Annotated in this window: 18 protein-coding genes and 1 pseudogene; 13 read left to right on the top strand and 6 right to left on the bottom strand. The window is 37.9% G+C overall.

What is annotated here, in order from left to right:
* Positions 1–220: 220 nt before the first annotated feature.
* The 4 genes from PMAL9190_RS12175 to ulaR all read right to left on the bottom strand — a co-directional run bounded on the left by PMAL9190_RS12175 (position 221) and on the right by ulaR (position 4,295).
* Positions 221–1,372 carry an iron-containing alcohol dehydrogenase gene (locus tag PMAL9190_RS12175; protein WP_087845432.1) on the bottom strand — a complete coding sequence of 384 codons (1,152 nt, stop codon included), beginning with the start codon at positions 1,370–1,372 and terminating at the stop codon, positions 221–223.
* 274 nt (positions 1,373–1,646) lie between these two features.
* A complete protein-coding gene (locus PMAL9190_RS12170) occupies positions 1,647–1,889 on the bottom strand; it encodes a hypothetical protein (protein ID WP_087821346.1) in 243 nt (80 codons plus the stop codon).
* Positions 1,890–2,442: 553 nt separating this feature from the next.
* Entirely contained in the window at positions 2,443–3,510 is a 1,068-nt protein-coding gene (ulaG, locus tag PMAL9190_RS12165; RefSeq protein WP_087845431.1) for an L-ascorbate 6-phosphate lactonase, read from the bottom strand.
* 17 nt (positions 3,511–3,527) lie between these two features.
* Positions 3,528–4,295, bottom strand: a complete 768-nt coding sequence (gene ulaR / locus PMAL9190_RS12160) for an HTH-type transcriptional regulator UlaR (protein ID WP_087845430.1) — start codon at positions 4,293–4,295, stop codon at positions 3,528–3,530.
* Between the two features lie 400 nt (positions 4,296–4,695).
* Here ulaR and PMAL9190_RS12155 point away from each other — a divergent pair, with 400 nt between their 5' ends.
* The 8 genes and pseudogenes from PMAL9190_RS12155 (at position 4,696) to PMAL9190_RS12120 (ending at position 13,236) form a co-directional block, all read left to right on the top strand.
* On the top strand, positions 4,696–6,465 hold the full coding sequence (locus PMAL9190_RS12155; RefSeq protein WP_087845429.1) for a PTS ascorbate-specific subunit IIBC: 1,770 nt from the start codon (positions 4,696–4,698) through the stop codon (positions 6,463–6,465).
* A 126-nt stretch (positions 6,466–6,591) separates the two neighbouring features.
* Positions 6,592–7,053 (top strand): PTS sugar transporter subunit IIA, encoded by a 462-nt coding sequence (locus PMAL9190_RS12150; RefSeq protein WP_087845428.1) that lies wholly within the window; start codon positions 6,592–6,594, stop codon positions 7,051–7,053.
* Positions 7,054–7,111: 58 nt separating this feature from the next.
* Entirely contained in the window at positions 7,112–7,813 is a 702-nt protein-coding gene (locus tag PMAL9190_RS12145; RefSeq protein ID WP_087845427.1) for an L-ribulose-5-phosphate 4-epimerase, read from the top strand.
* Positions 7,814–7,818: 5 nt separating this feature from the next.
* Positions 7,819–8,634, top strand: a pseudogene (locus PMAL9190_RS12140) (Cof-type HAD-IIB family hydrolase); the annotation flags it as partial.
* Between the two features lie 9 nt (positions 8,635–8,643).
* Complete coding sequence (locus PMAL9190_RS12135; protein WP_087845443.1) at positions 8,644–9,291, top strand: 3-keto-L-gulonate-6-phosphate decarboxylase UlaD; 648 nt, start codon at positions 8,644–8,646, stop codon at positions 9,289–9,291.
* Positions 9,292–9,302: 11 nt separating this feature from the next.
* On the top strand, positions 9,303–10,184 hold the full coding sequence (locus tag PMAL9190_RS12130) for an L-ribulose-5-phosphate 3-epimerase (protein WP_087845426.1): 882 nt from the start codon (positions 9,303–9,305) through the stop codon (positions 10,182–10,184).
* Between the two features lie 332 nt (positions 10,185–10,516).
* Positions 10,517–11,395: a glycerol kinase gene (locus tag PMAL9190_RS12125; protein WP_235004357.1), complete on the top strand. Its 879-nt coding sequence runs from the start codon at positions 10,517–10,519 to the stop codon at positions 11,393–11,395.
* Positions 11,396–11,511: 116 nt separating this feature from the next.
* Complete coding sequence (locus PMAL9190_RS12120; RefSeq protein ID WP_087845424.1) at positions 11,512–13,236, top strand: class I SAM-dependent methyltransferase; 1,725 nt, start codon at positions 11,512–11,514, stop codon at positions 13,234–13,236.
* A 692-nt stretch (positions 13,237–13,928) separates the two neighbouring features.
* Here the strand turns inward: PMAL9190_RS12120 and PMAL9190_RS20495 are convergent.
* Complete coding sequence (locus tag PMAL9190_RS20495; protein ID WP_087845422.1) at positions 13,929–14,588, bottom strand: prepilin-type N-terminal cleavage/methylation domain-containing protein; 660 nt, start codon at positions 14,586–14,588, stop codon at positions 13,929–13,931.
* Between the two features lie 216 nt (positions 14,589–14,804).
* On the opposite strand from PMAL9190_RS20495, the gene dbpA reads away from it, so the two are divergent.
* The 3 genes from dbpA to ygjK all read left to right on the top strand — a co-directional run bounded on the left by dbpA (position 14,805) and on the right by ygjK (position 21,453).
* Positions 14,805–16,190 (top strand): ATP-dependent RNA helicase DbpA, encoded by a 1,386-nt coding sequence (dbpA, locus tag PMAL9190_RS12105; protein ID WP_087845421.1) that lies wholly within the window; start codon positions 14,805–14,807, stop codon positions 16,188–16,190.
* A gap of 284 nt (positions 16,191–16,474) precedes the next feature.
* Positions 16,475–18,265, top strand: coding sequence for a cation:proton antiporter (locus PMAL9190_RS12100; protein WP_087845420.1), 1,791 nt, complete (start codon positions 16,475–16,477; stop codon positions 18,263–18,265).
* Positions 18,266–18,855: 590 nt separating this feature from the next.
* Positions 18,856–21,453 carry an alpha-glucosidase gene (ygjK, locus tag PMAL9190_RS12095; protein ID WP_200813417.1) on the top strand — a complete coding sequence of 866 codons (2,598 nt, stop codon included), beginning with the start codon at positions 18,856–18,858 and terminating at the stop codon, positions 21,451–21,453.
* A gap of 136 nt (positions 21,454–21,589) precedes the next feature.
* Here ygjK and PMAL9190_RS12090 read toward each other — a convergent pair whose 3' ends face one another.
* Positions 21,590–22,003 (bottom strand): NUDIX hydrolase, encoded by a 414-nt coding sequence (locus PMAL9190_RS12090; RefSeq protein ID WP_087845442.1) that lies wholly within the window; start codon positions 22,001–22,003, stop codon positions 21,590–21,592.
* A 199-nt stretch (positions 22,004–22,202) separates the two neighbouring features.
* On the opposite strand from PMAL9190_RS12090, the gene eptA reads away from it, so the two are divergent.
* Together eptA and PMAL9190_RS12080 are read left to right on the top strand one after the other, a co-directional pair.
* On the top strand, positions 22,203–23,810 hold the full coding sequence (eptA, locus tag PMAL9190_RS12085; RefSeq protein WP_087845418.1) for a phosphoethanolamine transferase EptA: 1,608 nt from the start codon (positions 22,203–22,205) through the stop codon (positions 23,808–23,810).
* Positions 23,811–23,936: 126 nt separating this feature from the next.
* Positions 23,937–24,296 (top strand): diacylglycerol kinase, encoded by a 360-nt coding sequence (locus tag PMAL9190_RS12080; protein ID WP_087845417.1) that lies wholly within the window; start codon positions 23,937–23,939, stop codon positions 24,294–24,296.
* Positions 24,297–24,324 lie beyond the last annotated feature (28 nt).

Below are 24,324 nucleotides of genomic sequence, written 5' to 3'. Positions count from 1 at the left end.
CAATCGTCAATGGCGCACTGTTGTTAGTAACAGCAACTTCAGCCATGTCGCTTTTTAGGCCTTCAACTTCTAGCAATTTGCTTAGGTCGTTTAGCTTAAACGTGCCAGCTTTGATCAGCGAGATACCTGGCTTTTCAGTTAATGTCGTCATTGGATTTGTCCTTCTTTTTATAATAATGGCTGGGAATTTTTCCCCAGCCTTTTTGTAGGGTGGTGCGTATTACATGCGTGCTTTGAAGATATTAACGATTTCTTCTAGGCTCGCTTTGCGTGGGTTGGTTAAAGAACACGCATCGTTTAGAGCGTTTTGCGCCATGAACGCTAGCTTATCTTCAGTGACACCCAAATCAGCTAGGCGTTGCTTGGTACCCACCTTTTCAGAGAGTGCATCAATCGCTTCAAGGGCAGCATTTACTGCTTGCTCTTGGGTCATTGCTGCAGTGTCGATACCCATAGCTTTGGCGATATCAACAAAACGCTCTGGTACTTGTTTGGCATTAAAGCGCGAAACTTCTGCCAATAGGATAGCGTTACATAGGCCGTGAGCCAGGTCGTAAACACCCCCTAATTGGTGCGCCATTGAGTGAACGTAACCTAAAGAAGCATTAGAGAATGCCATACCAGCAAGGTACTCGCCGTACTGCATTGCATCACGTGCTGCGCGATTTTGACCGTCGTTCACAGCGGTTTCTAGGTTGTTTACAATCAACTCAATCGCTTTGATTGCTGATGCATCAGTGATTGGGGTTGCAGCTGTTGAAATATAGGCTTCAACCGCGTGCGTTAATGCATCCATACCGGTTGCAGCGGTTAGGAACTTAGGCATTGCTACCATTAGCTCTGAATCGTTCACTGCAATAATTGGCGTGAAGTGCTTATCAACCACTGGGTATTTGGTTTCATCTTCTTGGTTAGTGATGATGGCAAATACTGTCATTTCTGAAGCAGTACCTGCTGTTGTGTTCACGGTTACCAATGGAAGTTGTGGCTTCTTAGATAGATGCACACCTTTAGAGTAATCACGAATGTGACCACCGTTCGCTGCCACCAATGCGATACCTTTAGCGGTATCGTGAGAAGAACCACCACCAAATGAAATCACAAAATCAGCATTGCTTTGTGCAAGAAGCGCAAGGCCATCTTCAATGTTTTTCTCGGTTGGGTTTGGCTGTACACCATCATAGATAACAAAATCTAAGTTATGAGCTTTTAGCTCATCTGTTAGCTTGCTAACTAAACCCACTTCAACTAATACACTGTCTGTTACGATAAGGGCTTTTTTCAGCTCTTTTGATGCAAGTTCAGCACCTAAAGATTGAATAGCGTTAGGACCCATTAAGGTTACAGGTGGCATGTAAAATACATTGCTCATAGTAAAACTCCGATAATTATTTATTAATTTATAGTGACTTACTGCGTTAGCCATAAGTCTGAATTTGAGTTTACGTTGAGGGATATACTGGAGGAGAAATGTATATCCTTACCGATTTTAGTGTTGCTGTGTGCTTCAATAACGTCATTCTACGCCCTATCATTTAAGTAACAATAGAGGCTAATACCAAAACACTTTTACGAAATAGATAATAATTAAAAACAGGGTAAAACGATTTGATGAAGATGATTTAATAACAAAAACAGTGAGTTAATTATTTATCAGCGGCTGATAATAGTTTTTCATTAAAGCTCATGTGGCTGTTTTTGTTTGTTACCACAATCCCTGAATGTGATTTATCAGCAGTACCGTTGACAGCGTAGTGGCTGGCTACAACAGCATTATTCGCTTGGTTATTGAAACTAACGTTACCGGTAAATGCGCCATCACGTGCTGATGCAGTGTAAGAAGTGGCGATAATAGCGGTAGCGATAATTGCTTTAATAACTGTTTTCATGAGTTGTATAACCTTATCTTTATCATTGTTTGTCAACGCCGTCTGCGTTTCGATGAGACTATTATCAATAATTACACCAAAAACAACAATACACTAAAAATGAAAAAGATTGTTACGGTTTGGTAATAATTAAAAAAAGCAGGGGCGAGGTTTCGAGGTTTCGAGGAGTAAGTTTTCGAAGGTTTGAGGTTTTAGGGGCAAGGTTCGAGGAGTGAGTTTTCGAGGAGTCGAGGTCTTAGGGGCAAGGTTCGAGGAGTAAGTTTTCGAGGGGTCGAGGTCTTAGGGGCAAGGTTCGAGGAGTGAGTTTTCGAAAGTTTGAGGTTTTAGGAATAAAAGGTATGGGACTAGGATCAGCATTAAGATTGTCGAGATCAGATATAATAATTCGTGCACGCAAAGTATGTCGAGAAAGGGAAATTGCTTAAATCATGCGGTAGCTGAAATTTCTTGGTTCTGCTTAAGACTGATATATGAAGCTTGATAGTCAACGGTGAAAAGGCCGCCGATTTATTAAGCGGCCTTTTTATTTATGCTGTTGTTAACTTTTTACTTATTATAAGAATGCACGATATGGTAATTCTGGTTCATTTTTAAATATATCAGCAAAGCCACGGAAGTGTTGATAATGCATGCGGCCTTTATCTGTTGGGTAAGTATATTTGCCGCCAACTTGCCAAAAGAAAGGTGCGAACTTATATTGAAGACGTTCTTTTTTCATATTCCAGAGAACTTCAATTTCGCGAGGATCGTTTTGGAAATTCGCCCAAATATCATGGTGGAATGGAATAACGACATTACAATCTAATGCTTCACCTGCACGTAAAATATCAGATGAGGTCATTTTATCTGTTACGCCGCGAGGGTTTTCTCCGTAAGAAAGAAGTGCAACATCAATTTGATAGTCATTACCATGCTTTGCATAATAATTAGAATAATGTGAGTCACCTGAATGGTATAAGTTACCACCAGTTGTTTTAATCAAGTAGTTAACAGCACGATCATTCATACCATCGAGAATACTTTTATCTGTTGATGATGTACCTTCAGGAAGGGTAACTAAGGCGGTACGATCGAATGCGTCAAGAATATCAATTTCGATGTCACCTATGGCAATAGTATCACCAACTTTTGCAACGATGCAGCGCTCTTGCGGTACGCCCCATGATGTCCATAATTTTACACAAGCTTTAGGACCGATAAATTTCACATGGTCGCCACAGTTTTTCAATACAGCAGCTGCAACATTAATATCAATATGATCACCGTGATCATGAGATGCTAAAACAGCATCAATTTCTTTTATCGCAAATGGATCTAAGGGAAAAATAGCAGTACGTAAATTTGGTTGTAGTGCTTCTACACCTCCCATGCGCATCATTTGATGCTGATTTTTCATTTTTTGTACTTTTTGTGTTTTCTTTCCGGTGCCGCACCAAAAATCAATAGAAATATTTGTATTGCCTTCAGACTTTACCCAAGTACCCGTACAACCAAGCCACCACATTGAGAAAGTATTTGGCTTAACTTCCGTTTGTTCGATCTCTTCATTTAACCAAGTTCCCCATTCAGGAAATGTATTTAGGATCCATGATTCTCTAGTGATTTCGTTTACGTTACTCATAAATATTCCTCTATATATTAAACTAAAATAATTTCTACGCCTTGTTGCTCCAATGCCTTAATTGTATTTTGATCGGCATTTTTTCCAGTAATTAAGTAATCTATTTGTGTTGCGTTACAAAAAAGAAAGCCAGCTTTTTGATTTATTTTAGAACTATCAACAACAGCGACTAATTTGTTAATATGTTTCAACATTTGTTGTTCTGAAACAGCACTAATCATGTCGTTCTTATATAAACCTTCTGCTGTTAGTCCTTTGCCACTGGTAAACATCCATTGCACTGAATAATTACTTAACACTTCAGAAACAGTATTAAGGAAAATACTTTTTTCTTTGTTGTACTGACCACCAGTAATAACTAAATCGTCATGTCCTTGTTCAATTAAGTATCGAGCTAATGGATAGTAATTAGTGACAATTTGTATATCTTGCCCAGCTAACTCATGACCTAATAAAAAAGCAGTTGAGCCACAGTTAATAACGACACTATCGCCTTGTTCTACTAATGTTGCGGCTCTTACAGCAATTAAGGCTTTTTCATCAAGGCTTTGGCTATTAGAAAATAACTCTGTTGATAATGGCGACCAATTATCCTGTGGTTTGTTTTCAATTCGCTCTGCACCATTTCTTATTTTTACTAATTTTTTTTGCTCATTTAACTTAGCGATATCTCGTCTCGCTGTAGCTGGCGAGATATCAAAGTTATCAATGATCATCTGAACGGTAACGGATCCTCTGGTATTTAATAGCGATAAAATTGCTTTATGTCTTTGTACTTCGTTCATTCTAATAACCCTTACCTTGAGGCGTTTATTTACTAACAAGACAGTAGTTTACCACTTATTGATAGTACTCAGCGTATTATTGCTATCGCCCCTAAGTGAGCGTTTATGATTACACGTGATTATTTTATGATTGTCAATGTGTTTTTTAAATCATTCTCCCTGTGTATTGTATTCTTGATTGGTATCAATAAACCCGTTTAAACTTAGCGTAATCCCATGAAATTAGATCTTTATCACGGAAATTACTCATTTTTAACTTGTTGTTGATGAATGTCACATTAATCAAATCTGGTCATTGAATGAGTATTTGTGAGTGGTAGCGTGTTTGTGAATTCTAATTGCTAATGACGATTCGTTAACTAGCAACCTATTTAATTACGATGACGAGAGGAGCCAATATATGGAAACTGTGTATAGTATTTTCTATATTTTTTACAGCCAAATAATGACAAAAGCCCCCTTATTATTAGGCTTAGTTACTTGTATTGGTTACCTGTTATTAAAAAAAGATAAAACGACCGTTATTGCCGGAACATTAAAAACAATTATTGGTTTCATGATTCTTGAAGTGGGTGCAGGTACATTGGTATCAGGTTTTAAGCCTGTTATTGAAAAAATGAGCCAAGTTTATGGAATTACAGGTTCCGTTGCCGATCCTTATACAACCATGATGACCACCATGGAAACGATGGGTAATAGTTACTCATGGGTTGGTTATACTGTATTACTTGCACTTGCTATTAATATTATTATGGTGATTTTTAGACGCTTTACTGGTGTAAGAACAATCATGTTGACTGGGCATATTATGTTTCAAGAAGCAGGGTTGATTGCTGTATTTTATTATGTTCTTGGAGCATCAATGTGGGAGACTATTATTTATTCCTCTATTCTCACAGCGCTCTATTTTTCAATATCATCAAATATTATATTTAAAGCTACCCAAGAAATTACAGATAATGCAGGTTTTTCAATTGGTCATCAGCAGCAATTTGCTTGTTGGATTGCGACAAAGATTGCACCAAAGCTAGGTGATAAGAATGATTCTGTTGATAATTTAAAATTGCCTAAATTTCTACATATATTTCATGATTCTATTGCATCTACTACAATAATCATGACGCTTTTTTTCGGTATTATTTTACTTTCTTTTGGTTTTGATACGTTGCAACAAATGGCGGGAAAAACCAATTGGGCTATTTATATATTTGAAACAGGTTTAAAGTTTGCGGTTGCTATTCAAATAATCGTAACAGGCGTTCGTATGTTTGTTAGCGAATTATCAGAATCATTTAATGGTATATCCCAGCGTTTAATTCCTAATGCTGTTCCAGCGATCGATTGTGCCGCTATCTATGCTTATTCACCTAACTCAATGGTATTTGGCTTTTTATGGGGGGCTCTGGGTCAATTTACAGCAGTCATCGCTATGCTGTTTATGAATACGTCAATTATGATTATTCCTGGCTTTATTCCGATGTTCTTCTCAAACGCTGCGATAGGTGTTTATGCAAACCATTACGGTGGCTGGAAAGCGGTAATGAAGATTTGTTTTGTCATGGGATTAATTGAAGTCTTTGGTTCTGCTTGGGCTGTCCATATTTTTGAAGTTAATGGAACGCCTTTTCATGCATGGATGGGGATGGCTGACTGGGCGTTGATCTTCCCACCAATCATGCAGGGTATTTCTCTATCAGCGATTTTCTTTTACGTGGTGGTGGCGCTATCAATCATATATATGATTTTCGCATCGAAAGAATTACGCGCAGAAGAAGATGGCGAAAAAGCGCAACAACTTACAGCCGTGACACCAGAGGGGTTTGAGGTAACATTAAAAGCTGAACCGTCACCTAATTCAAATAAAGCGTTAAATAGACCTATTCGTATACTCGTTTGCTGTGGTTCAGGTATGGGATCATCGATGATGTGTTCAAAAAAAATCAAACAATATTTAGATAAAAAAGGTATTGCTAATACAACGAGCAACTGTGCAATTACAGATCATAAATCAAAAATAGATAGTTTTGATATTGTTGTCACTTCCGTTGCTTTAGCCAATGGCATCGCTGAACTACCAGAAAATAAATATCATTTATCAGTTAAGAATATGATTATGGTAAATACATTTGGCAGCGAATTAGAGACGTTAATATTTAAATTCTGCCCTTAGTTAACACATTAAAATCAATAGATTTATATATAACCGTATTTAATAAACGATATATGTTTGATTGGTAGTATTTTCTATTGGTAAATATTAGAAATAAAATTTATATAAATATTAAAGGAAAAAATAATGAATTTTAAGCAATCATTAATTGAGAACAATAGTGTAATTATTAATGCGAAAGCAAATACTTGGCAAGAAGCAATTAAGTTAGGCACTGATGCTTTAATTAAAGCGAATATTGTCGAGCCACAATATTATGATGCCATTATTTCTGCAGTTACTACTCAAGGTCCTTATATTTGTATACATGATAATTTTGCATTACCTCATTGTCGTCCAGAAGATGGTGTTATCAACACTGGTTTTGCAATGACAGTTTTAGAAAAAGGAGTGATGTTTGATGGCGTAGATGAACCTGTTGATGTGCTGGTTACTCTTGCTGGTAAAGATATGGATGAACATATTGAAGGTACGATGCAGGTTGCTAACCTTATTGAATTTGATGAAGACTTCTCGAAAGTGCGCGCCTGTAAAAATGAGGAAGAGTTATTAGCACTCATTCAATTAGCACAAGATAACGCTCAATAAATTTAAGCTCAAAAGGAATAAAGGGAAGGCTTATTCTCTTTATTCCGGAGAATCTATCATGCAATTAAAATATCAAAACTTAAAGCAACGCGTACTTAATGCAAATTTAACCTTACCTAAATATGGTTTAGTAACTTTTACTTGGGGTAATGTATCTGAAATCGATCGTGATTTAGGCGTTATAGCAATAAAGCCTTCTGGGGTTGAATATGAATTAATGAAGTTAAATGATATTGTCGTTGTTGATCTTAATGGTGAAATTGTCGAGGGTGATTTAAATCCATCGAGCGATACTGCAACACATATTGAATTATATAAAGCCTTTGAACATATTGGAGGAGTCGTTCATACGCACTCACGTAGTGCAACAATATGGGCACAGGCAGGTATTGATATTCCAGCTCTTGGCACAACGCATGCTGATTATTTTTATGGTGACATTCCTTGTACTCGTAATTTAACGCATCAAGAAATTAACGGTGAATATGAGCGAAATACTGGCCTTGTTATTATTGAAGAGTTTCAACATCGTAATATTGATCCTAAAGCAATACCAAGTGTCATTGTCTCCGGTCATGCTCCATTTTCTTGGGGAAAAAATGCATTAGATGCCGTCCATAATGCAGTTGTGCTAGAAGAAGTTGCAGCAATGGCATTAGCGACTCGAAGTTTAAATAGCGGGATTAAAATTCAACAAGAGCTTTCAGATAAACACTATTTACGTAAGCATGGTAAGAATGCTTATTATGGTCAACGGTAATTATGATGTATAAATTATTGGCATTAGACCTTGATGGTACAGTTTTAACAGATAATCATACAATTCATCCAAATGTAAAAGTAGCAATTCAAGAAATAAGTAAAAAGTATCATGTTGTAATTGTGACAGGGCGCCATCATACCGCAGCTTATCCTTATTATTTAGAGCTAGGATTAACAGCTCCAATTATTTGTTGTAATGGTACTTATATTTATGATTATCAGACTAATCAAGTATTAACGCATAATGCAATTAATAAGCTGCAAGCCTTAAGGTTTATTGATCTTGCAAAAGAACATCAAATGAAATTAGTGATGTATACCTCTAATGCTATGGTTTATTCACATGATAATCCCATTACTTATATGCATACGCTAAAAGAATGGTCTCTGAAATATCCATTATCACAACGGCCAAAAATATATCAAATAGATGATTTTAAGGCACTTGCCGCGACTGAAGAATATATATGGAAGTTTGTTGTTGAAGGAGATTCGAGTTCGATTGAATGCTTTAAGAACCACCCTTGGGTTAACGCTAATTTCAATGGCGAACGCTCTTGGTCAAATAGAATTGATTTTGCGGCGAAAGGAAATAGCAAAGGCAAACTGTTGGCTGAGTATGTCGCTAATTTGGGATTTCAGCCTTCTCAAGTGATTGCTATCGGAGATAACCACAATGATATCTCAATGATTAGATATGCAGGTTTAGGTGTCGCAATGTTGAATGCTGATGATACCGTTAAATCCTACGCTCAAATGATATGCAAAACAGATAATAATCAGGATGGCATAGCCCATCTAACTCGTCAAAAATTAAAGGATAAAACCATGACTAAACCAATGATTCAGATTGCACTTGATCAAACTAATTTACCAGCGGCTATTGATGTAGCTAATAATGTTGAAAGTTATGTTGATGTCATTGAAATTGGGACGATATTAGCTTTTGCTGAAGGAATGAAAGCGGTATCAACATTACGTAAAAACCATCCAGATCATATTTTAGTATGCGATATGAAAACAACAGATGGAGGCGCAATTTTAGCACGAATGGCATTTGAAGCGGGTGCAAATTGGATCACTGTGTCAGCTGCGGCTCACATTGCGACGATTGAGGCATGTAAAAACGTTGCTGATGAGTTTGATGGAGAAATTCAAATTGAGATCTATGGTAATTGGACAATGGAAGATGCTCAAGCATGGGTTGATTTAGGGGTAACACAAGCGATTTATCACCGTTCTCGTGATGCTGAGTTGGCAGGTGTTGGTTGGACAGATGAAGATCTTGTAAAAATGCGCGCTTTATCTGAACTTGGTCTTGAGCTATCGATTACTGGCGGTATTGTTCCTGAAGATTTGCATTTATTTGAGGGTATTAAAGCAAAAACGTTTATTGCTGGTCGCGCACTTGCTGGTGAAAAAGGCCAAGAAACAGCAGAAGCGCTAAAAGCGCAAATTAATCGCTACTGGAACTGAGGGAGGCATTTATGTATCAAAACTTACTACGACATCGGGTTGGACTTTATGAGAAAGCACTTCCTAATGAATTCAGTTGGAAGGATAAGCTAAAAACAACCAAAGAATTAGGTTTTGATTTCCTTGAAATATCAGTAGATGAGTCAGATGAACGCCGTAGTCGCTTAGATTGGAATGACGAAGATATATATGCACTTCGTCGACTTTGTGAACAATATGAAGTCCCATTGCAATCGATGTGTTTGAGTGCTCATCGTAAATTTCCGTTTGGTTCTGCTGATCAGAAGGTACGAGAACAAGCAGTCATTCATATGGAAAAAGCGATAGCTTTAGCATATAAATTGGGAATTCGTACGATTCAACTCGCTGGTTACGATGTTTATTATGAGCCAGCAGACAAAACTACGCATCTGCGCTTTATTGAGGGAATGAAACATTCAGCGCAATTAGCAGAGCGTGCTGGTGTTATGCTCGCAGTTGAGATCATGGATACGGATTACTTAAATTCATTGAGTAAATTTGAAGTCTTAAATCGAGAAATCAACTCACCTTTCTTTACTGCTTATCCTGATGTTGGAAATATCTCGGGTTGGAATTATGATATTGTTGCAGAGCTTAAATTAAGTAAACCGCATATCACGCAAATCCACCTTAAAGATACGTATCGAGTTACGTCTGACTACAATGGTCAATTCCGTGATTTGGTGATAGGTGAGGGAGAGGTTGACTTTAAAGCGATTTTTACAACCCTTAAAGAAACTGAATGTGTAGTACCTTTAGTTATTGAAATGTGGGCACAGGATGAGCACTGGAAAGAGAATATTAAAAAGGCTCAAGTTCGACTTAATGAAGTATGTCACCAAACAGGAGTGACGCCATTATTTAGTGTATAACCGCTATTTGACGCTGTAAGATCCCTAGCCCAATCACACAGTAATTACTTTTCGCTAAATCTGAATTAATGCAACATATTAATCCCCAATATGTTGCATGATTCATTACAATTAGATCGTAATAATGATGCTATTTCAGTTTATATTTTGGCACTGAGATAACCGTGTAGCGACGGAATTTATTGTTAATTTTTGAAGTTTATTTTTACTTAAATTTATTTGATATGCATCTAAGTTTTTAAAAAATTAATCACGTAAGTAAGTCGAGGAGGTTTTTTTACTTATAATCTTCTACAACTAAAATTAATCTTATTAGATGGTTAGGTATGGTTGTGGAAACAGTTACGTCTAAAATATCAACATCGCAATTAGCGAAAGCAAAAGGTTTAGCAGCTAGAAATTTATTTAATGAGTTAGCCGAAGCTGGTTATATAACCCGTGATAATAAAGAATGGCTGTTAACCGATATTGGTAAAGCTGCGCAAGGTGAGTATAAACAATCCTCTCAGTTTGGACAGTATATTGTATGGCCAAGAGAATTAGAAATTATCACAGCACCATCATTTGATGGTAAAAAACTATCAGCAACTCAAATAAGTGCTCATTTTAATTTAACATCACAAAAGATAAACCAAATACTGGATGAACTTGGCTGGATAAACAAAGCAGTGAAAGGTTGGAAAGTCAGTCAATCAGGCTCTCGATTAGGTGGTATTCAAAAAGAAGATTCGCGCACAGGTGTTCCCTATGTGGTATGGGATGAAACAGTGCTAACGAACAGTAGTTTAAAACATTCAGTTAATGAAATTACTGGTATTAATGCTGAAGTTAAAAGTACCGATAATTCAGTATCAAACTTTAGACAAAAATTTGAGGCTAAGCATCGCTCAGCTGATGGCCATTATGTTCGTTCTAAAGCCGAAATGTTAATTGATAATTGGCTTTACATGGCTGGGATTGTTCATGCTTATGAGCGAAAACTGCCTATTGAAGAAGATTTATATTGTGATTTTTATCTGCCAACGGGAAAAGTATATATTGAATTTTGGGGATTAGAAGATGATCCTAAATATGCTAACCGAAAGAAAATCAAACAAGAACTGTATGCGAAATATGGATTCAATCTAATTGAACTTAATGATAACGATGTTCAGAATTTAGATGATGTACTACCTCGTATGTTGTTAAAATTCGATATTAAAGCCTATTAATCCTTAGGAAGAGTTTGCTCTTCCTTTTTTATATTTTAGCAACTTACTTTATTTCCTATCGAGTATTTCAATCAGTTGCAGTAATATTAATCTATTCTGTTTCTCGATTGATCATCATGTCAAAAACCATTGATTTTTATCATCAAAATGCCTTGTTTCTGAGTGAGCAATATCTGTCACTTACTTTTGAACAAGTGCATCACAATTGGCAAGCACATTGGCCTGCTAGTTCATCGAAACATGTTTTAAAAGTACTTGATATCGGTGCAGGGGCTGGCCGCGATGCGCTGTGGTTTGCAAAGCATCATTGTGATGTTTATGCGATTGAGCCTGCTGATGATCTGCGTGAACAAGGTAAAAAATATTCTCAGCAGTATGTCGATAAGATCACTTGGCTAGATGATCAATTACCAGAGCTAAACAGCATTATTGAGCTTGGGATTCGCTTTGATTGTATTTTGTTATCTGCTGTTTGGATGCACCTTTCGCCAGCTGTCCGTAAACGCGCTTTTCGTAAATTATCGAATCTACTTGCACCAAGTGGAAAGCTTGTGATCTCGCTGCGTTATGGTGATTTTAGTGATGCGAGAAAAGCCTATGATGTCAGTGTAGAAGAGCTTGAACGGTTAGCACAGCAACATGCCCTGCAAGTTAACTTAATTTCTGAACTTGAGACCGATGAATTAGGTCGTAACAGCGTCCAGTGGCAAACCGTTGTGATGCAACTTCCTGATGATGGCAGTGGCGATTTAATTAAAGTTAGGCAAATTATTGTTAATGACGCTAAATCAGCGACCTATAAATTGGCGCTATTACGGACTCTTTTACACATTGCAGATGCACACCCTGGTGCAGTTCGTAGCCGTGAAGATAATAAAGTCCGCTTGCCACTAGGATTAGTTGCTCTTTATTGGATACGGCAATTTAAACGTCTAATAGATATTGATATCGATGGTGCTGGTATTCAACAAACTAGCGACAGTAAAAAAGGGTTAGGTTTTGTGAAACCACAAGGCTGGAACAAACTGACACATCTTAGTGCTGATGATTTATCAATAGGAGCATTGTTTGTTGGTGATGAAGCCAAAGCGCTTCAAACGGCAATTAGAGATAGTTTAAAAACGATTCAAGATGGCCCTGTTACTTTTATTTATCAAGGGGCTAAAAATAATACGCTATTTCAGATGGAACGAGAAAGAGTACCAACAAAAGATACCTTTGTGCTTGAACTTGGAGCGTTAGCTGAATTTGGCCATTTTGTGCTCGATGAAAGCTTATGGGAATGTTTGCGTTTATATAGCAGCTGGATAGAGCCATTAGTCGTGAATCAATGGATAGCGGAAATGCGTCGTTATAAGTTAAATGAAGCGCGGGGTATTGCGCTACAAACCTATTACGATTGTCTAAAATGGATAGACGAAAGCCATGATACCCGTGGTGTTCGCTATAAAATTACCGCTTTACAGCAAAACGGTGTAGAACTGGAAAGTGTATGGAGTGGTAAACGCTTACAGCCTGATTATCAGGTAGATCATTGCTTACCGTTTGCTTATTGGCCGAATAATGATAAGTGGAATTTATTGCCTGCCAGTAAAAATGAGAATAACCAAAAAAGGGCACGAGTGCCGACAAGACGCCGTTTAATTGATTCGAGAGAGCGTATCGTTAATTGGTGGCAACTGGCATGGCAAACCGAACAAGAGCAAAAACGTTTTTTTGATGAAGCGGTATTATCACTGCCTCATTTACCGTTAGGATGTCATAATTTTGATGATGTGTTTGAAGCGATGGGATTACAAGTTAATGGTGTCAAAAGTCGATTGCTTGTTGGTGAGTGGTAGCGAATAAAGAAAATACATAAAAAAACCGCCTTACTCACTTAATGTTTAAAGGATTAAGGCGGTTTTTATATAGATTATGCAAATATCTGGCTAATAAATAAAAACACACTCACAAGCATCGTCATAGTGCTATATTTCGAGACTTGCTTCACGGTTAGTTTAGTTAGCTTTGGTGCAAAAAGATTAACTAAGATACTGATATTACAAAAAATGAAGACACCATAGGTTTTTATATCTATATCGTGAGTTCTTAATAATTTTATTTGCGCTAAAATTAATATCACATTGAATGTAATACTAAGTACTCGCGTTATTTGAAATTGCAGTGTTTTAAATTCATTTTTTGAGTCGCTTTCATTTGCTTTGATGAGGTCGTTATCGGGTTGACTCATTAATATTACTTCCTGATATAAAAGGGATCATTGTTGCTCTGCTCAACAATAATAGCGTTAATGATAACTGCTAGTGAACAACCGATTTTTAAATCGTAATACCATAATTGCACAGCAGCTAAGGTTGTGCAATTGCCGCCAAAGCGAACTTAACTTGCACTAAATCGGTTAATACTAATGTACACAAACATATAGATAGCATAGTGATTGATGATATTTCCTTTACTTATTAAGGAAATAAGCAATCTAAGTGATGGAAATAATGATACCCGACCAGGTTTTGGTCGGGTAGTGGGAGGATTATTTACAAGGTACTAATTTGAGGGTGTAATTTTCACCAGCTGTTGTTGGCGGTGAATAACGTAAATAGCAATTGTCTGTTTTTAATTCAGCAACAGTACCATTAGGTTTTGTATTTTTAGTTGCGGTAATGATCATTGAATGAGAATAGGTATTGTCTGTTGATATAATCGTTGTCCAATCATATCCAGTACCATATTGGGATGTATTATTTTGACCAAGGTTTTCGACTAAAATATGCAGTGTCATATTATCGATGCTTGGGTAACCATAACTAAATTGGCAATATGAAGTCATGCCTATTTTACATTGTGGAAACGGTAAATTGGTTGATTCTGTGCCATCCGTTCGTGGTGCATTAGTGACATATTGTTGGTTTTCTAATCCGACAATCGCCATTTTGCTATAACCCATTTTAAGTCCGGAATTAACTGCAGCTTCTAGGCCTTTTAATGCGGCATTATTGGCATCTTTTTGAGTGTGGAGAAAACGAGGCATAGCAACAACAGCTAAAATCCCGAGAATAATAATAACTACAATAAGCTCAATAAGGGTAAATCCATTTTTTTTCATATTCAGTTTAGGCGTGCATGTTTGCGGTAAGGGTATAAGTGGTGGATTTTGTTTTTTAGTCGTAGTCGTGTCAATTTTTATGGGCATTATTTCGCTGTTAATGTGTGGCCGTACACGGTTTTCAAAAATATATTTAATTTGCTAAAATGAACGAGTTGATTTATTGCATTGTCAGCGTAGCCATTAGCTGTTAGTGTCGCAGCCCTTATGCATGTGTTACCGCGTGCAACCTTATATTAAACAACATATCGATACCTATATTTAACGGTAAAACTGGTATGTTGACGTTTACAGGACATCATTTTGAGTCAGACGGCATTTTCTACCCTAAATCTTCACTCTGATCTATTGAGCAACCTAGACTCACTGGGTTATGAAGCAATGACACCTATTCAAGCTCAGAGCCTTCCGCTTATTATTGACGGCAAAGATGTTATTGCTCAAGGTAAAACGGGATCAGGTAAAACCGCAGCGTTTGGCTTAGGATTACTTAATAACCTTAATGTTAAACGTTTTCGCGTGCAGACATTAGTATTGTGCCCAACACGTGAATTAGCCGATCAAGTTGCTAAAGAGATCCGTCGTTTAGCGCGTGCCATTCATAACATTAAAGTACTAACGTTATGTGGCGGTATGCCTTTTGGTCCGCAAATTGGTTCATTAGAGCACGGTGCGCATATTATTGTGGGTACTCCTGGTCGTATTGAAGAGCATATTCACAAAGGTTTCTTACGCCTTGATGAGCTAAATACATTAGTGCTTGATGAAGCTGATCGCATGCTAGAGATGGGCTTTCAAGATTCATTAGATGCAATTATTGATGTCGCACCAAGTGATCGTCAAACTTTGCTATTTAGTGCGACGTATCCTGATCAAATTGCATCAATTGCCAAGCGGATCATGAAAAATCCAGTCCAAGTAAAAGTAGAATCTAGCCATGATGATAGCAGTATCTCACAGCACTTTTACAAGGTTAGTGGCAATGAAGACCGTTTAGATGCAGTACGTTTGTTACTGAATCAACACCGTCCAGAATCTTGTGTGATTTTCTGTAATACCAAGCGTGAAGCACAAGAACTTTCAGATGATTTAGAAGACTTTGGCTTTAGTTCTATTGCGCTACATGGCGATTTAGAGCAGCGTGAGCGTGACCGTACTCTGGTATTGTTCTCTAATAAGAGTAAATCAATCTTAGTCGCGACAGATGTTGCAGCGCGTGGTTTGGATATCGATAACCTAGATATGGTGATTAACTATCATTTAGCACGAGATACTGAAGTGCACGTTCACCGTATTGGTCGTACAGGCCGTGCGGGTAGTAAAGGTATTGCTTGTTCATTATTTAGTGATAAAGAACATTATAAAGTTAAGTTACTTGAAGATTACCTTGATCGTGATATTAACGGCGAAGCATTACCTGCTGGTAACTTATTGGATCAACCAACGTTCCGCCCTGCAATGATCACTCTAATGATTGATGGCGGTAAAAAGCAAAAAGTACGCCCTGGCGATATTTTAGGTGCTTTAACTGGCGATAAAGGCATTGCTGGTGCTGACGTTGGTAAAATTAATGTGTTTGATCACTGTGCTTATGTTGCGGTTAAACGTGAAGTGGCGCGTGAAGCATTACAAAAATTAGAAAAAGGCCGTATTAAAGGGCGTAATTTCCGTTCGCGTCAACTGCGCTAATTGATTTGTAACACCTTAATCTAACCTTATTAAGCCGATGGTATGCTTGTTCTATAAAGCGACCATCGGCTTTTTTGTTGTAAAAACGAGCATAGTTAATTATTAATAAATTACATGGTTGATAGTGAATAAATAATAGTGTGTTATAAATGTAATTTAGTTGTAATTATATGCTGTTAAATATGTTTGTTTAGTATATAAAATAGCAGTCTTAAGCGAATGATGTAAGGCTATTAGACCATGATGTTGCTATTTATATTGAATTTTAAAAAGAGTATCCATTTATGCATCAAGAAATGATTGGATTGACAATTGCAGGCCTCGGAGTATTAGGGCTTGGATGTCAATGGCTTGCATGGCGTATGAAATTACCAGCAATTTTATTATTACTTATTGCAGGTTTAATTATCGGCCCAGTTGCTGGCATATTTAATCCTAATATCCTCTTTGGTGATTTACTGTTTCCACTGATTTCATTAGCAGTAGCGGTTATTTTATTTGAGGGCAGCTTAACGCTCAATTTTGCAGAAATAAAAAATGTCCGCAAAAACGTTAAAAGTATCGTAACTATAGGTGCCATCATTACGTGGATCATCACCAGTGTTGCGACACACTATTTATTAGATTTTAGCTGGTCATTGGCATTCTTATTTGGCTCGATGACAGTAGTAACCGGACCGACAGTAATCGTGCCACTGTTACGCACAGTAAGACCTCAAGCGAAATTGGCGAACATTTTGCGTTGGGAAGGCATATTAATTGATCCGATTGGGGCAATATTTGTCGTGATCGTGTACGAATTTATTATTTCTAGCAGCAAAATGCACAGTTTGGCAGTGTTTGGGTTAATGCTGGTGGTTGGTTTGGTGATTGGTGCCATTGCCGGATGGTTGATTGCATATGTATTACGTAATCATTTACTACCTGAATATTTACAACCGTTTGCGGTACTCGCTGTTGTGCTTGGTGTGTTTGCTGGCGCAAATGCTTTGGAATCAGAAGCCGGATTACTTGCAGTAACGGTAATGGGAATGTGGCTTGCAAATGCCAAGGATGTCGATATTCGCCATATTCTGCATTTTAAAGAAAACCTGACTATTTTGTTAATTTCAGGCTTATTCTTAATTTTGGCTTCTCGTATTGAGTTAGCTGATTTTCATGCATTAGGCTGGGGAGCGATCACGTTATTTGTCGTCATTCAGTTAATTGCAAGACCTGCATCTATCTTTATTTCTACCATGTTTAGCCAATTAGCCTTTAAGGAAAAGTTGTTTTTAGCATGGGTAGCGCCAAGAGGTATTGTTGCTGCGGCTATTTCAGCACTGTTTGCTCTAAAATTAATGGAAGACGGTGTTGCAGGTGCTCAGTTGTTAGTGCCACTGACATTTATGGTGATTATCGGTACGGTAGTGTTACAAAGTCTAACTGCACGACCAATAGCGCGATTACTTGGTGTTGCTGAACCATCACCAAAAGGCTTTTTGGTTGTTGGTGCCAATGATGTTGCTCGAGAAATAGGTTTAGCACTAAAAAAATATGATTGTCGCGTGGTAATGACAGATTCTAACTGGGATTATATTCGTGCAGCGCGCATGGCGGGGTTAGAAACGTATTATGGTAATGCGGTTTCTAGTCATGCTGACGAATATCTAGATCTGATTGGCGTGGGTCATTTATTAGCACTTACGCCGGATAAACATTTTAATGCGGTTGCGGCAAGTCATTATGAAACCGATTTTGGACAACGTAATATTTATCGCTTAAATGGTCGCCGTCATAATAGTGGTTTAGAAAAACACTCAGCGACTCAAGCTCATAGTGGCGCAGTGTTGTTTGGTGATGATATTAGTTATAAAAAATTAGCCAGTTTGATGAACCAAGGTGGTGAAATTAAACATACTAAACTTAGCGATAACTTTACCATTGATGATTATTACCAACAATACAGTAGTGGCTTGGTTATTCCTTTGTTTACGGTTGATTTAAAAGAAACCATTCATCCATTTACTGTGGTATCAAAAGCAGACGTTAAAGCGGGATGGACAATTATTGCGTTAGTGAAAGACGCTGATTAATCGTTGTTAGTTGTTTATTAGCGTTACCAAAAAAGCACCTGAGGGTGCTTTTTTTATTTCTGCTTAAAAACGGCGGTGATGAGCTTCACATTTTGGTGAAAAAGTAAGGTCTGTGGCGTGTTACATTTCATTCTTGTGCGTGTTACAAAAGTTACAGATACGGATTATTTGCAGTAGAACTCTTTTTTGGATAGAAGATCGCATTATTTTTCAGAATGCTCTGTTTTTTTGAATTAATATCACAGCTTTTTTTTAGCTTGATCTGTTGTGATGTTTTTAGTTAAGTAAATTATCAATAGTTGATCGTTATATACCTTGAGAGGCTAGTGCTAGTGGTGTGATATGCCTTCATATAAAGATGGATTTCTTCATTGAAAATGTATCTAAATGTAACCGCTTTTTTTTGGCTAGATTTTAGTAAAATAACAAACGTGATTAACTTCAATTTTAGTTATCTTTTTTACCATTATTATCCTCCGCAATCTCAGAGTGCGAGTTCAAACTCTGACTAAAAAAAATAGCTGTACAAAAAATAATAAGATACGGCACATCATTAAATATCGGGGGATTTTATAATGATCAAGCAACAGATGTTGGCAAAGAAAACCTTATTAGCAGCAGCCATTGGCTCGTTAATGTTCACCGCAGGTTGTAATAGTGATAACACTAATTCCACAACCGAAGAAAAGAAAAATCCACAAGTAGCGGTGAAATTTCAAAATATTCTCGATCGCACCGGTACACCAAAGCATCTAGCTGAAGTCAGTGCTGGTAACCATATGGCTTATACACCACTGCATGATAATGGTGCTTGGCATGGTCATTTGCTACCTGATTTACAGCAACGCTCTGAAAACATGGGTGGCTTTGGTGTAACCGCGATCGCTGAAGAATATAACACTTCGGTTGCAGAGTACTTTGATAAGCTGTCGATTTTAAAAGATGGTCAGCCGGTTAACTTTAAAGCGACGGCTTACAGTATTCCTGGCGCACTTATTCAGACCATGACCGCTGACGGTATTAACGTTGAAATGAAGTTACAGTTTGTTTCTTCACGCTCTTCGATCGTTGAAACCACGATTAGCAATGACACTGGTGCTGATATAGATCTAGTTTGGAATGGTAAACTGGTTGACGGCTATTATGCGAAAGATGGTGTTGCAAATCCTGAAACTGTTGCTGAAAAACTGCCGAATTTCACCCGTGATATGACGGCGGATAATAACGGTAATATTGAGCTTCAATTTGGCAAAGAGCGTGATTCATGGTGGGTACGTACTCGTGGTGATTCGGCATTTAATATTCAGCGTAGCATCACCGCAGACACCCATATTAATGGTTTAGAATACCAGTCAGTGGCTAATATTGGTGCTGTTGCTAATAAAACTATTTATACCGTATTTAGTCATACGCTAACCGCAGCAGAATGGCAGAAAGAACAGCCGATTGTTAACGATATTTTGGCTAACCCAATCCATTACATCAACGCAAGTACCACCCGTTGGGAAAACTACCTAACCAATGGTCTTGTTAATAAAAATGCGACTCCAGAACAAGAGCGCGTTGCTGTTAAAGCAATGGAAACCTTAACCGGTAACTGGCGTAGCCCTGCTGGTATGGTGAGTTATGATACGGTAACACCATCGGTAACTGCACGTTGGTTCTCTGGTAACTTGACATGGCCGTGGGATACTTGGAAACAAGCGTATGCGATGGCGCATTTTAACCCTGATTTGGCAATGGCAAACATTCGCACGGTGTTTGAGCATCAAGTGAAGTCTGATGATGTGCTACGTCCTTACGACAAAGGCTACCTACTTGATGTGGTTGGCATGAACATGTCTCAGCAACGTGGTGAGGCACTGGGTTTAACAGAGTTTGATGATGCTCAAACATGGAATGAGCGTAATACTAAACCATCACTGGCGTCGTGGGCGGTATGGGAAGTTTACACAACCCTGAAAGATAAATATAACCGCGCTGATGAAGCACAAGCTTGGTTACAAGAAATGTATCCTCAGCTAGTGGAATATCATAATTGGTGGTTAACAGCACGTGATACTAACCAAAATGGTATTCCTGAGTATGGCGCAGCTGTTGATCCTGAACATACTAAAGATGGTCAGCTGATCTACAAATATAAGTTAGAAGGCGACAAAGACTGGCGTGTTGAGTATGGCATCGAGAAATACAATGCGTTATTAGAATCTGGTAAGTATGTTGATATCAGTAGTCCAGCACAAACTGCAGCTTCATGGGAATCTGGTCGTGATGATGCAGCAGTATTTGGCTTTATCGATACCATAGCGGATGCACAAGGCTTAACCGACGTTAAAGAAATTGCACTTATCGATCAATTAGGTCGTTATGCTAATAAGCAACATGGATTCGATAATGCTTACTCAGTGAATGGCGATGCGGTGACTTATGCCAATACTGATCCCGAAAATACAGCTAAATTAAACTTAGCTAAAAAAGATTGGCAGGTGAAGTTTAGTGAGAACAAAGATGCTTCTGGCGAGGTTATTGGTTACTCACTGATGCAAGAGTCGGTTGATCAGGCGTCATACTGGTACAGCGATAATAAATACTTAGCTCAAATTGCGACGGTATTAGGTCATGATGCTGAAGCGGCTGTGTTTACTGCTAAAGCTGCAGAGACTAAAGATTATATTAACCAGTGTATGTTTGATCGTGAAACAGGTTTCTACTACGACATTAATATCGATGCAGAACAAGCTCGCTCATTAAATAATGGCTGTGCGGGTAATCCGATTGTTGAACGTGGTATGGGCGCTGAAGGGTGGTCGCCACTGTTTAATGGTGCTGCGAATCGTATCACTGCAGCGGCTGTGGTTGAGAATATGATGAATACGGAGAAATTTAATACCACAGTACCATTAGGTACGGCTGCAAAAGATAACCCAGCTTATGGTGCAGATATTTACTGGCGTGGTCGAGTATGGGTTGATCAGTTCTACTTTGGTGTTAAAGGAATGGCTGATTATGGCTACACTACACAAGCCAACGAGATGGTAAATAAGTTATTTAATAATGCACAAGGCTTAACCCTTGATCGCCCAATTCAAGAGAACTACAACCCTGAAACTGGCGCAGTGCAAGGTGCGAATAACTTCTCATGGAGTTCAGCACATTTATACATGCTTTATAATGACTTTTTAAAATAGTTTTGAAGCGATAGATTCTTGAGTCTATAGTTTATAACGCTGTTAACGGGTACTTTTCCCCTTGTACCCGTTTTACATTGCGCCAATGCAAAATTACATGTTGTTATTGAATGTGTAGATTTGTATTGGCGCTTTTTTAATCAATTAAATCTTGTGCTTTTAATTGGGCTAAAATCATTAAGGTGACGGTTGAGCTAATGTCGGTATCGTTACTGGTAAGCCATCGAATTTCTTCAATTTCAGATGCGGGTAATAAATCACCGTTATATTCAGCATAATAACAGGTCATTTTCACCATAATGCCAGGTTCTTTTCCGTGAGCCTGCGCCTGAAAGGTGCCGGCATAGCACAATGATGTTGGAATAAGATCCACCGATAACTCTTCTTTAATTTCACGCACTAATGCCTGAGTGTCTGTCTCACCAGTATCTCGTTTCCCTCCTGGAATATAGTAAGCGCTTTTTCCGTAAGATCGAGCACCTAATAATTTTCGGTGTTTTATATGAAGCCAAGCAAGCTTATCAATAGGTTGAAGTTTATTCACAGTCATCTCCTTTACTGCCAATAGTGTAACAGTTTCAGCAAAGATAAAAAAAGTGACTATCATTATTTCAATCTATGTTTGCATTTTATTTGTGCGTCAATTCATTTAGATCCATGTCTATTACATATGTTCATAGGCATAATCATCAGCCCTAGGTCATTGATGGTTAAAGTTTACTTTATCTTTAACGAAGGAATACGGTGTAATGAAATTCCGCTTAACGAGTACTTCTTATATATTATTAGTTGCTGTTTTTTTTGCAGCAATTCAAAACATCGCTTTGTGGAAGCATCTAAGTGAACTGTTTGCTGAAAATACCACTAATGATGGCGTTTTTATCGCTACGATCCCATTGTTTATTATCGCCGCACTCAATATTATTTTTAATTTACTGTTGTGGCCGTGGCTACAGCGGCCATTAGTTGCGATTCTGATATTTATCTCAAGTTTAGTCACCTATGCGATGTATAGCTATGGCGTCTATTTTGACTATGGGATGATTGTGAATGTGTTTGAAACTAACCCAGCAGAAGCTGGAAGTTACTTCTCTATCGCTGGTGTGGTGTGGATTGTTGCGATTGCAATTATTCCGATTGCGATCTTATGGCGCATTAAGGTTGTTTACCGCTCTGTTGTAAAAGAGATCATTGCACGTTGTATCAGTATTATAATTTCAGTTTTAGTGATTGTGGTGATTGCGGCGGGTTATTATAAAGATTATGCCTCATTGGTACGCAACCACTCTGAAATTAAAGCACTAATTAACCCAACCAATTATATTTCAGCAACATTTCGCTATGCAAAGTATCAATTAATTGAAGCAAAAATGCCATTTACTCAGTTAGGTATTGATGCCAAAGATAACCACCAATCTGGCAAGCATAATGTTGTGGTAATGGTTGTCGGTGAGGCATCACGTTCAATGAACTATTCATTAAATGGTTATGATCGTGATACCAACCCAGAATTAGCAAAACGTAATGTGATCAGTTTTTTAAATGTAAAATCATGTGGTACCGCAACGGCAGTATCATTGCCTTGTATGTTCTCGGTAATGACCAAAGCGAGTTACAATGCGATAGCTGCTCGCCATCAAGATACCGCGATGGATATTTTACAGCGGGCGGGTATTGATGTTGATTGGAAAGACAATGATAGTGGCTGTAAAGGCGTGTGTGATCGCGTTAAGCATATTGTGATCAACGCTGATAGTGATCCTAAGCTTTGTCACGATGGTACCTGCTACGATGAAGTCTTGCTTAAAAACTTACAAGCTCAAATTGATGATGCCAAACAAGATACGCTTATTGTATTGCATATCATTGGTAGTCATGGCCCAACATATAACGATCGTTACCCAGCGAAATTTAAAGTGTTTAAACCAACCTGTAATACCAGTAATTTACAAGAATGTAGCCGAGAGCAGGTCACTAACACTTATGACAATACTATTTTATATACCGATCATATTTTAAGTAGTGTGATTGATATGTTGAAAAGTGATGATCATAACGCCAATACAGCAATGATTTACATGGCTGATCATGGTGAATCACTGGGTGAAGATGGGGTTTATTTACATGGGCTTCCTTATTCAATTGCGCCGAAAGAGCAAACAACAGTGCCGTTAATATTATGGTTATCGCCAGCTTATCAACAAAGCCAGCATATAAACCGTCAATGTTTACAACGAGAAGCGGCAGCTGGTGGCTATTCGCAAGATAATTTATTCCATACGTTATTAGGCATGATGGACGTTAAAACCAAGGTTTATGATCCTAAATTAGATATATTCTCCCAGTGTCAGCAATAAATATATTGAGTGAGAAATAAACTAAAAAGAGGGCTGTTGTCCTCTTTTACTTTTATTTCATTGTTCAAAATGTATCATTAGTAACACATACATTAAGTCTTTTAATAATAAAACAGAGAGATAACCATGAAACCTGGTGCTACAGGCTTAAAACGGATCATTAATGCAACCGGATATTCTGTACAAGGCTTAAAAGCGGCGTGGTTAAATGAAGCTGCTTTTCGTCAAGAAAGTATTCTATTAGTTATAATGACGATCGTTTCATTTTTTATGCCAGTGACAAAGGTTGAACGATTAATGATGATTAGCTCATTATTTATTGTTGTTATTGCTGAGTTGATCAATTCAGCCATTGAAGCTGTCGTTGATCGCATTGGGCCTGAACATCATCAGTTGAGTGGTCGAGCGAAAGATATTGGTTCTGCTGCAGTATTTGTTGCGCTTGTTTTGGTTGTTATCACGTGGGGTAGTATTTTATTTTTATAATTGAAATACCTATTAATAGCGCCAGTAT

The organism is Photobacterium malacitanum (assembly GCF_900185615.1).
Taxonomy (GTDB): Bacteria; Pseudomonadota; Gammaproteobacteria; order Enterobacterales; family Vibrionaceae; genus Photobacterium; species Photobacterium malacitanum.
This window is presented reverse-complemented; position numbering and strand designations above follow the sequence as displayed.

Excerpts from the sequence above, each read along its gene's own strand:
- PMAL9190_RS12175 (WP_087845432.1), bottom strand. The coding sequence starts at position 1,372 with ATGAGCAATGTATTTTACATGCCACCTGTAACCTTAATGGGTCCTAAC.
- PMAL9190_RS12170 (WP_087821346.1), bottom strand. The coding sequence starts at position 1,889 with ATGAAAACAGTTATTAAAGCAATTATCGCTACCGCTATTATCGCCACT.
- ulaG (WP_087845431.1), bottom strand. The coding sequence starts at position 3,510 with ATGAGTAACGTAAACGAAATCACTAGAGAATCATGGATCCTAAATACA.
- ulaR (WP_087845430.1), bottom strand. The coding sequence starts at position 4,295 with ATGAACGAAGTACAAAGACATAAAGCAATTTTATCGCTATTAAATACC.
- PMAL9190_RS12155 (WP_087845429.1), top strand. The coding sequence starts at position 4,696 with ATGGAAACTGTGTATAGTATTTTCTATATTTTTTACAGCCAAATAATG.
- PMAL9190_RS12150 (WP_087845428.1), top strand. The coding sequence starts at position 6,592 with ATGAATTTTAAGCAATCATTAATTGAGAACAATAGTGTAATTATTAAT.
- PMAL9190_RS12145 (WP_087845427.1), top strand. The coding sequence starts at position 7,112 with ATGCAATTAAAATATCAAAACTTAAAGCAACGCGTACTTAATGCAAAT.
- PMAL9190_RS12135 (WP_087845443.1), top strand. The coding sequence starts at position 8,644 with ATGACTAAACCAATGATTCAGATTGCACTTGATCAAACTAATTTACCA.
- PMAL9190_RS12130 (WP_087845426.1), top strand. The coding sequence starts at position 9,303 with ATGTATCAAAACTTACTACGACATCGGGTTGGACTTTATGAGAAAGCA.
- PMAL9190_RS12120 (WP_087845424.1), top strand. The coding sequence starts at position 11,512 with ATGTCAAAAACCATTGATTTTTATCATCAAAATGCCTTGTTTCTGAGT.
- PMAL9190_RS20495 (WP_087845422.1), bottom strand. The coding sequence starts at position 14,588 with ATGCCCATAAAAATTGACACGACTACGACTAAAAAACAAAATCCACCA.
- PMAL9190_RS12100 (WP_087845420.1), top strand. The coding sequence starts at position 16,475 with ATGCATCAAGAAATGATTGGATTGACAATTGCAGGCCTCGGAGTATTA.
- ygjK (WP_200813417.1), top strand. The coding sequence starts at position 18,856 with ATGTTGGCAAAGAAAACCTTATTAGCAGCAGCCATTGGCTCGTTAATG.
- PMAL9190_RS12090 (WP_087845442.1), bottom strand. The coding sequence starts at position 22,003 with ATGACTGTGAATAAACTTCAACCTATTGATAAGCTTGCTTGGCTTCAT.
- eptA (WP_087845418.1), top strand. The coding sequence starts at position 22,203 with ATGAAATTCCGCTTAACGAGTACTTCTTATATATTATTAGTTGCTGTT.
- PMAL9190_RS12080 (WP_087845417.1), top strand. The coding sequence starts at position 23,937 with ATGAAACCTGGTGCTACAGGCTTAAAACGGATCATTAATGCAACCGGA.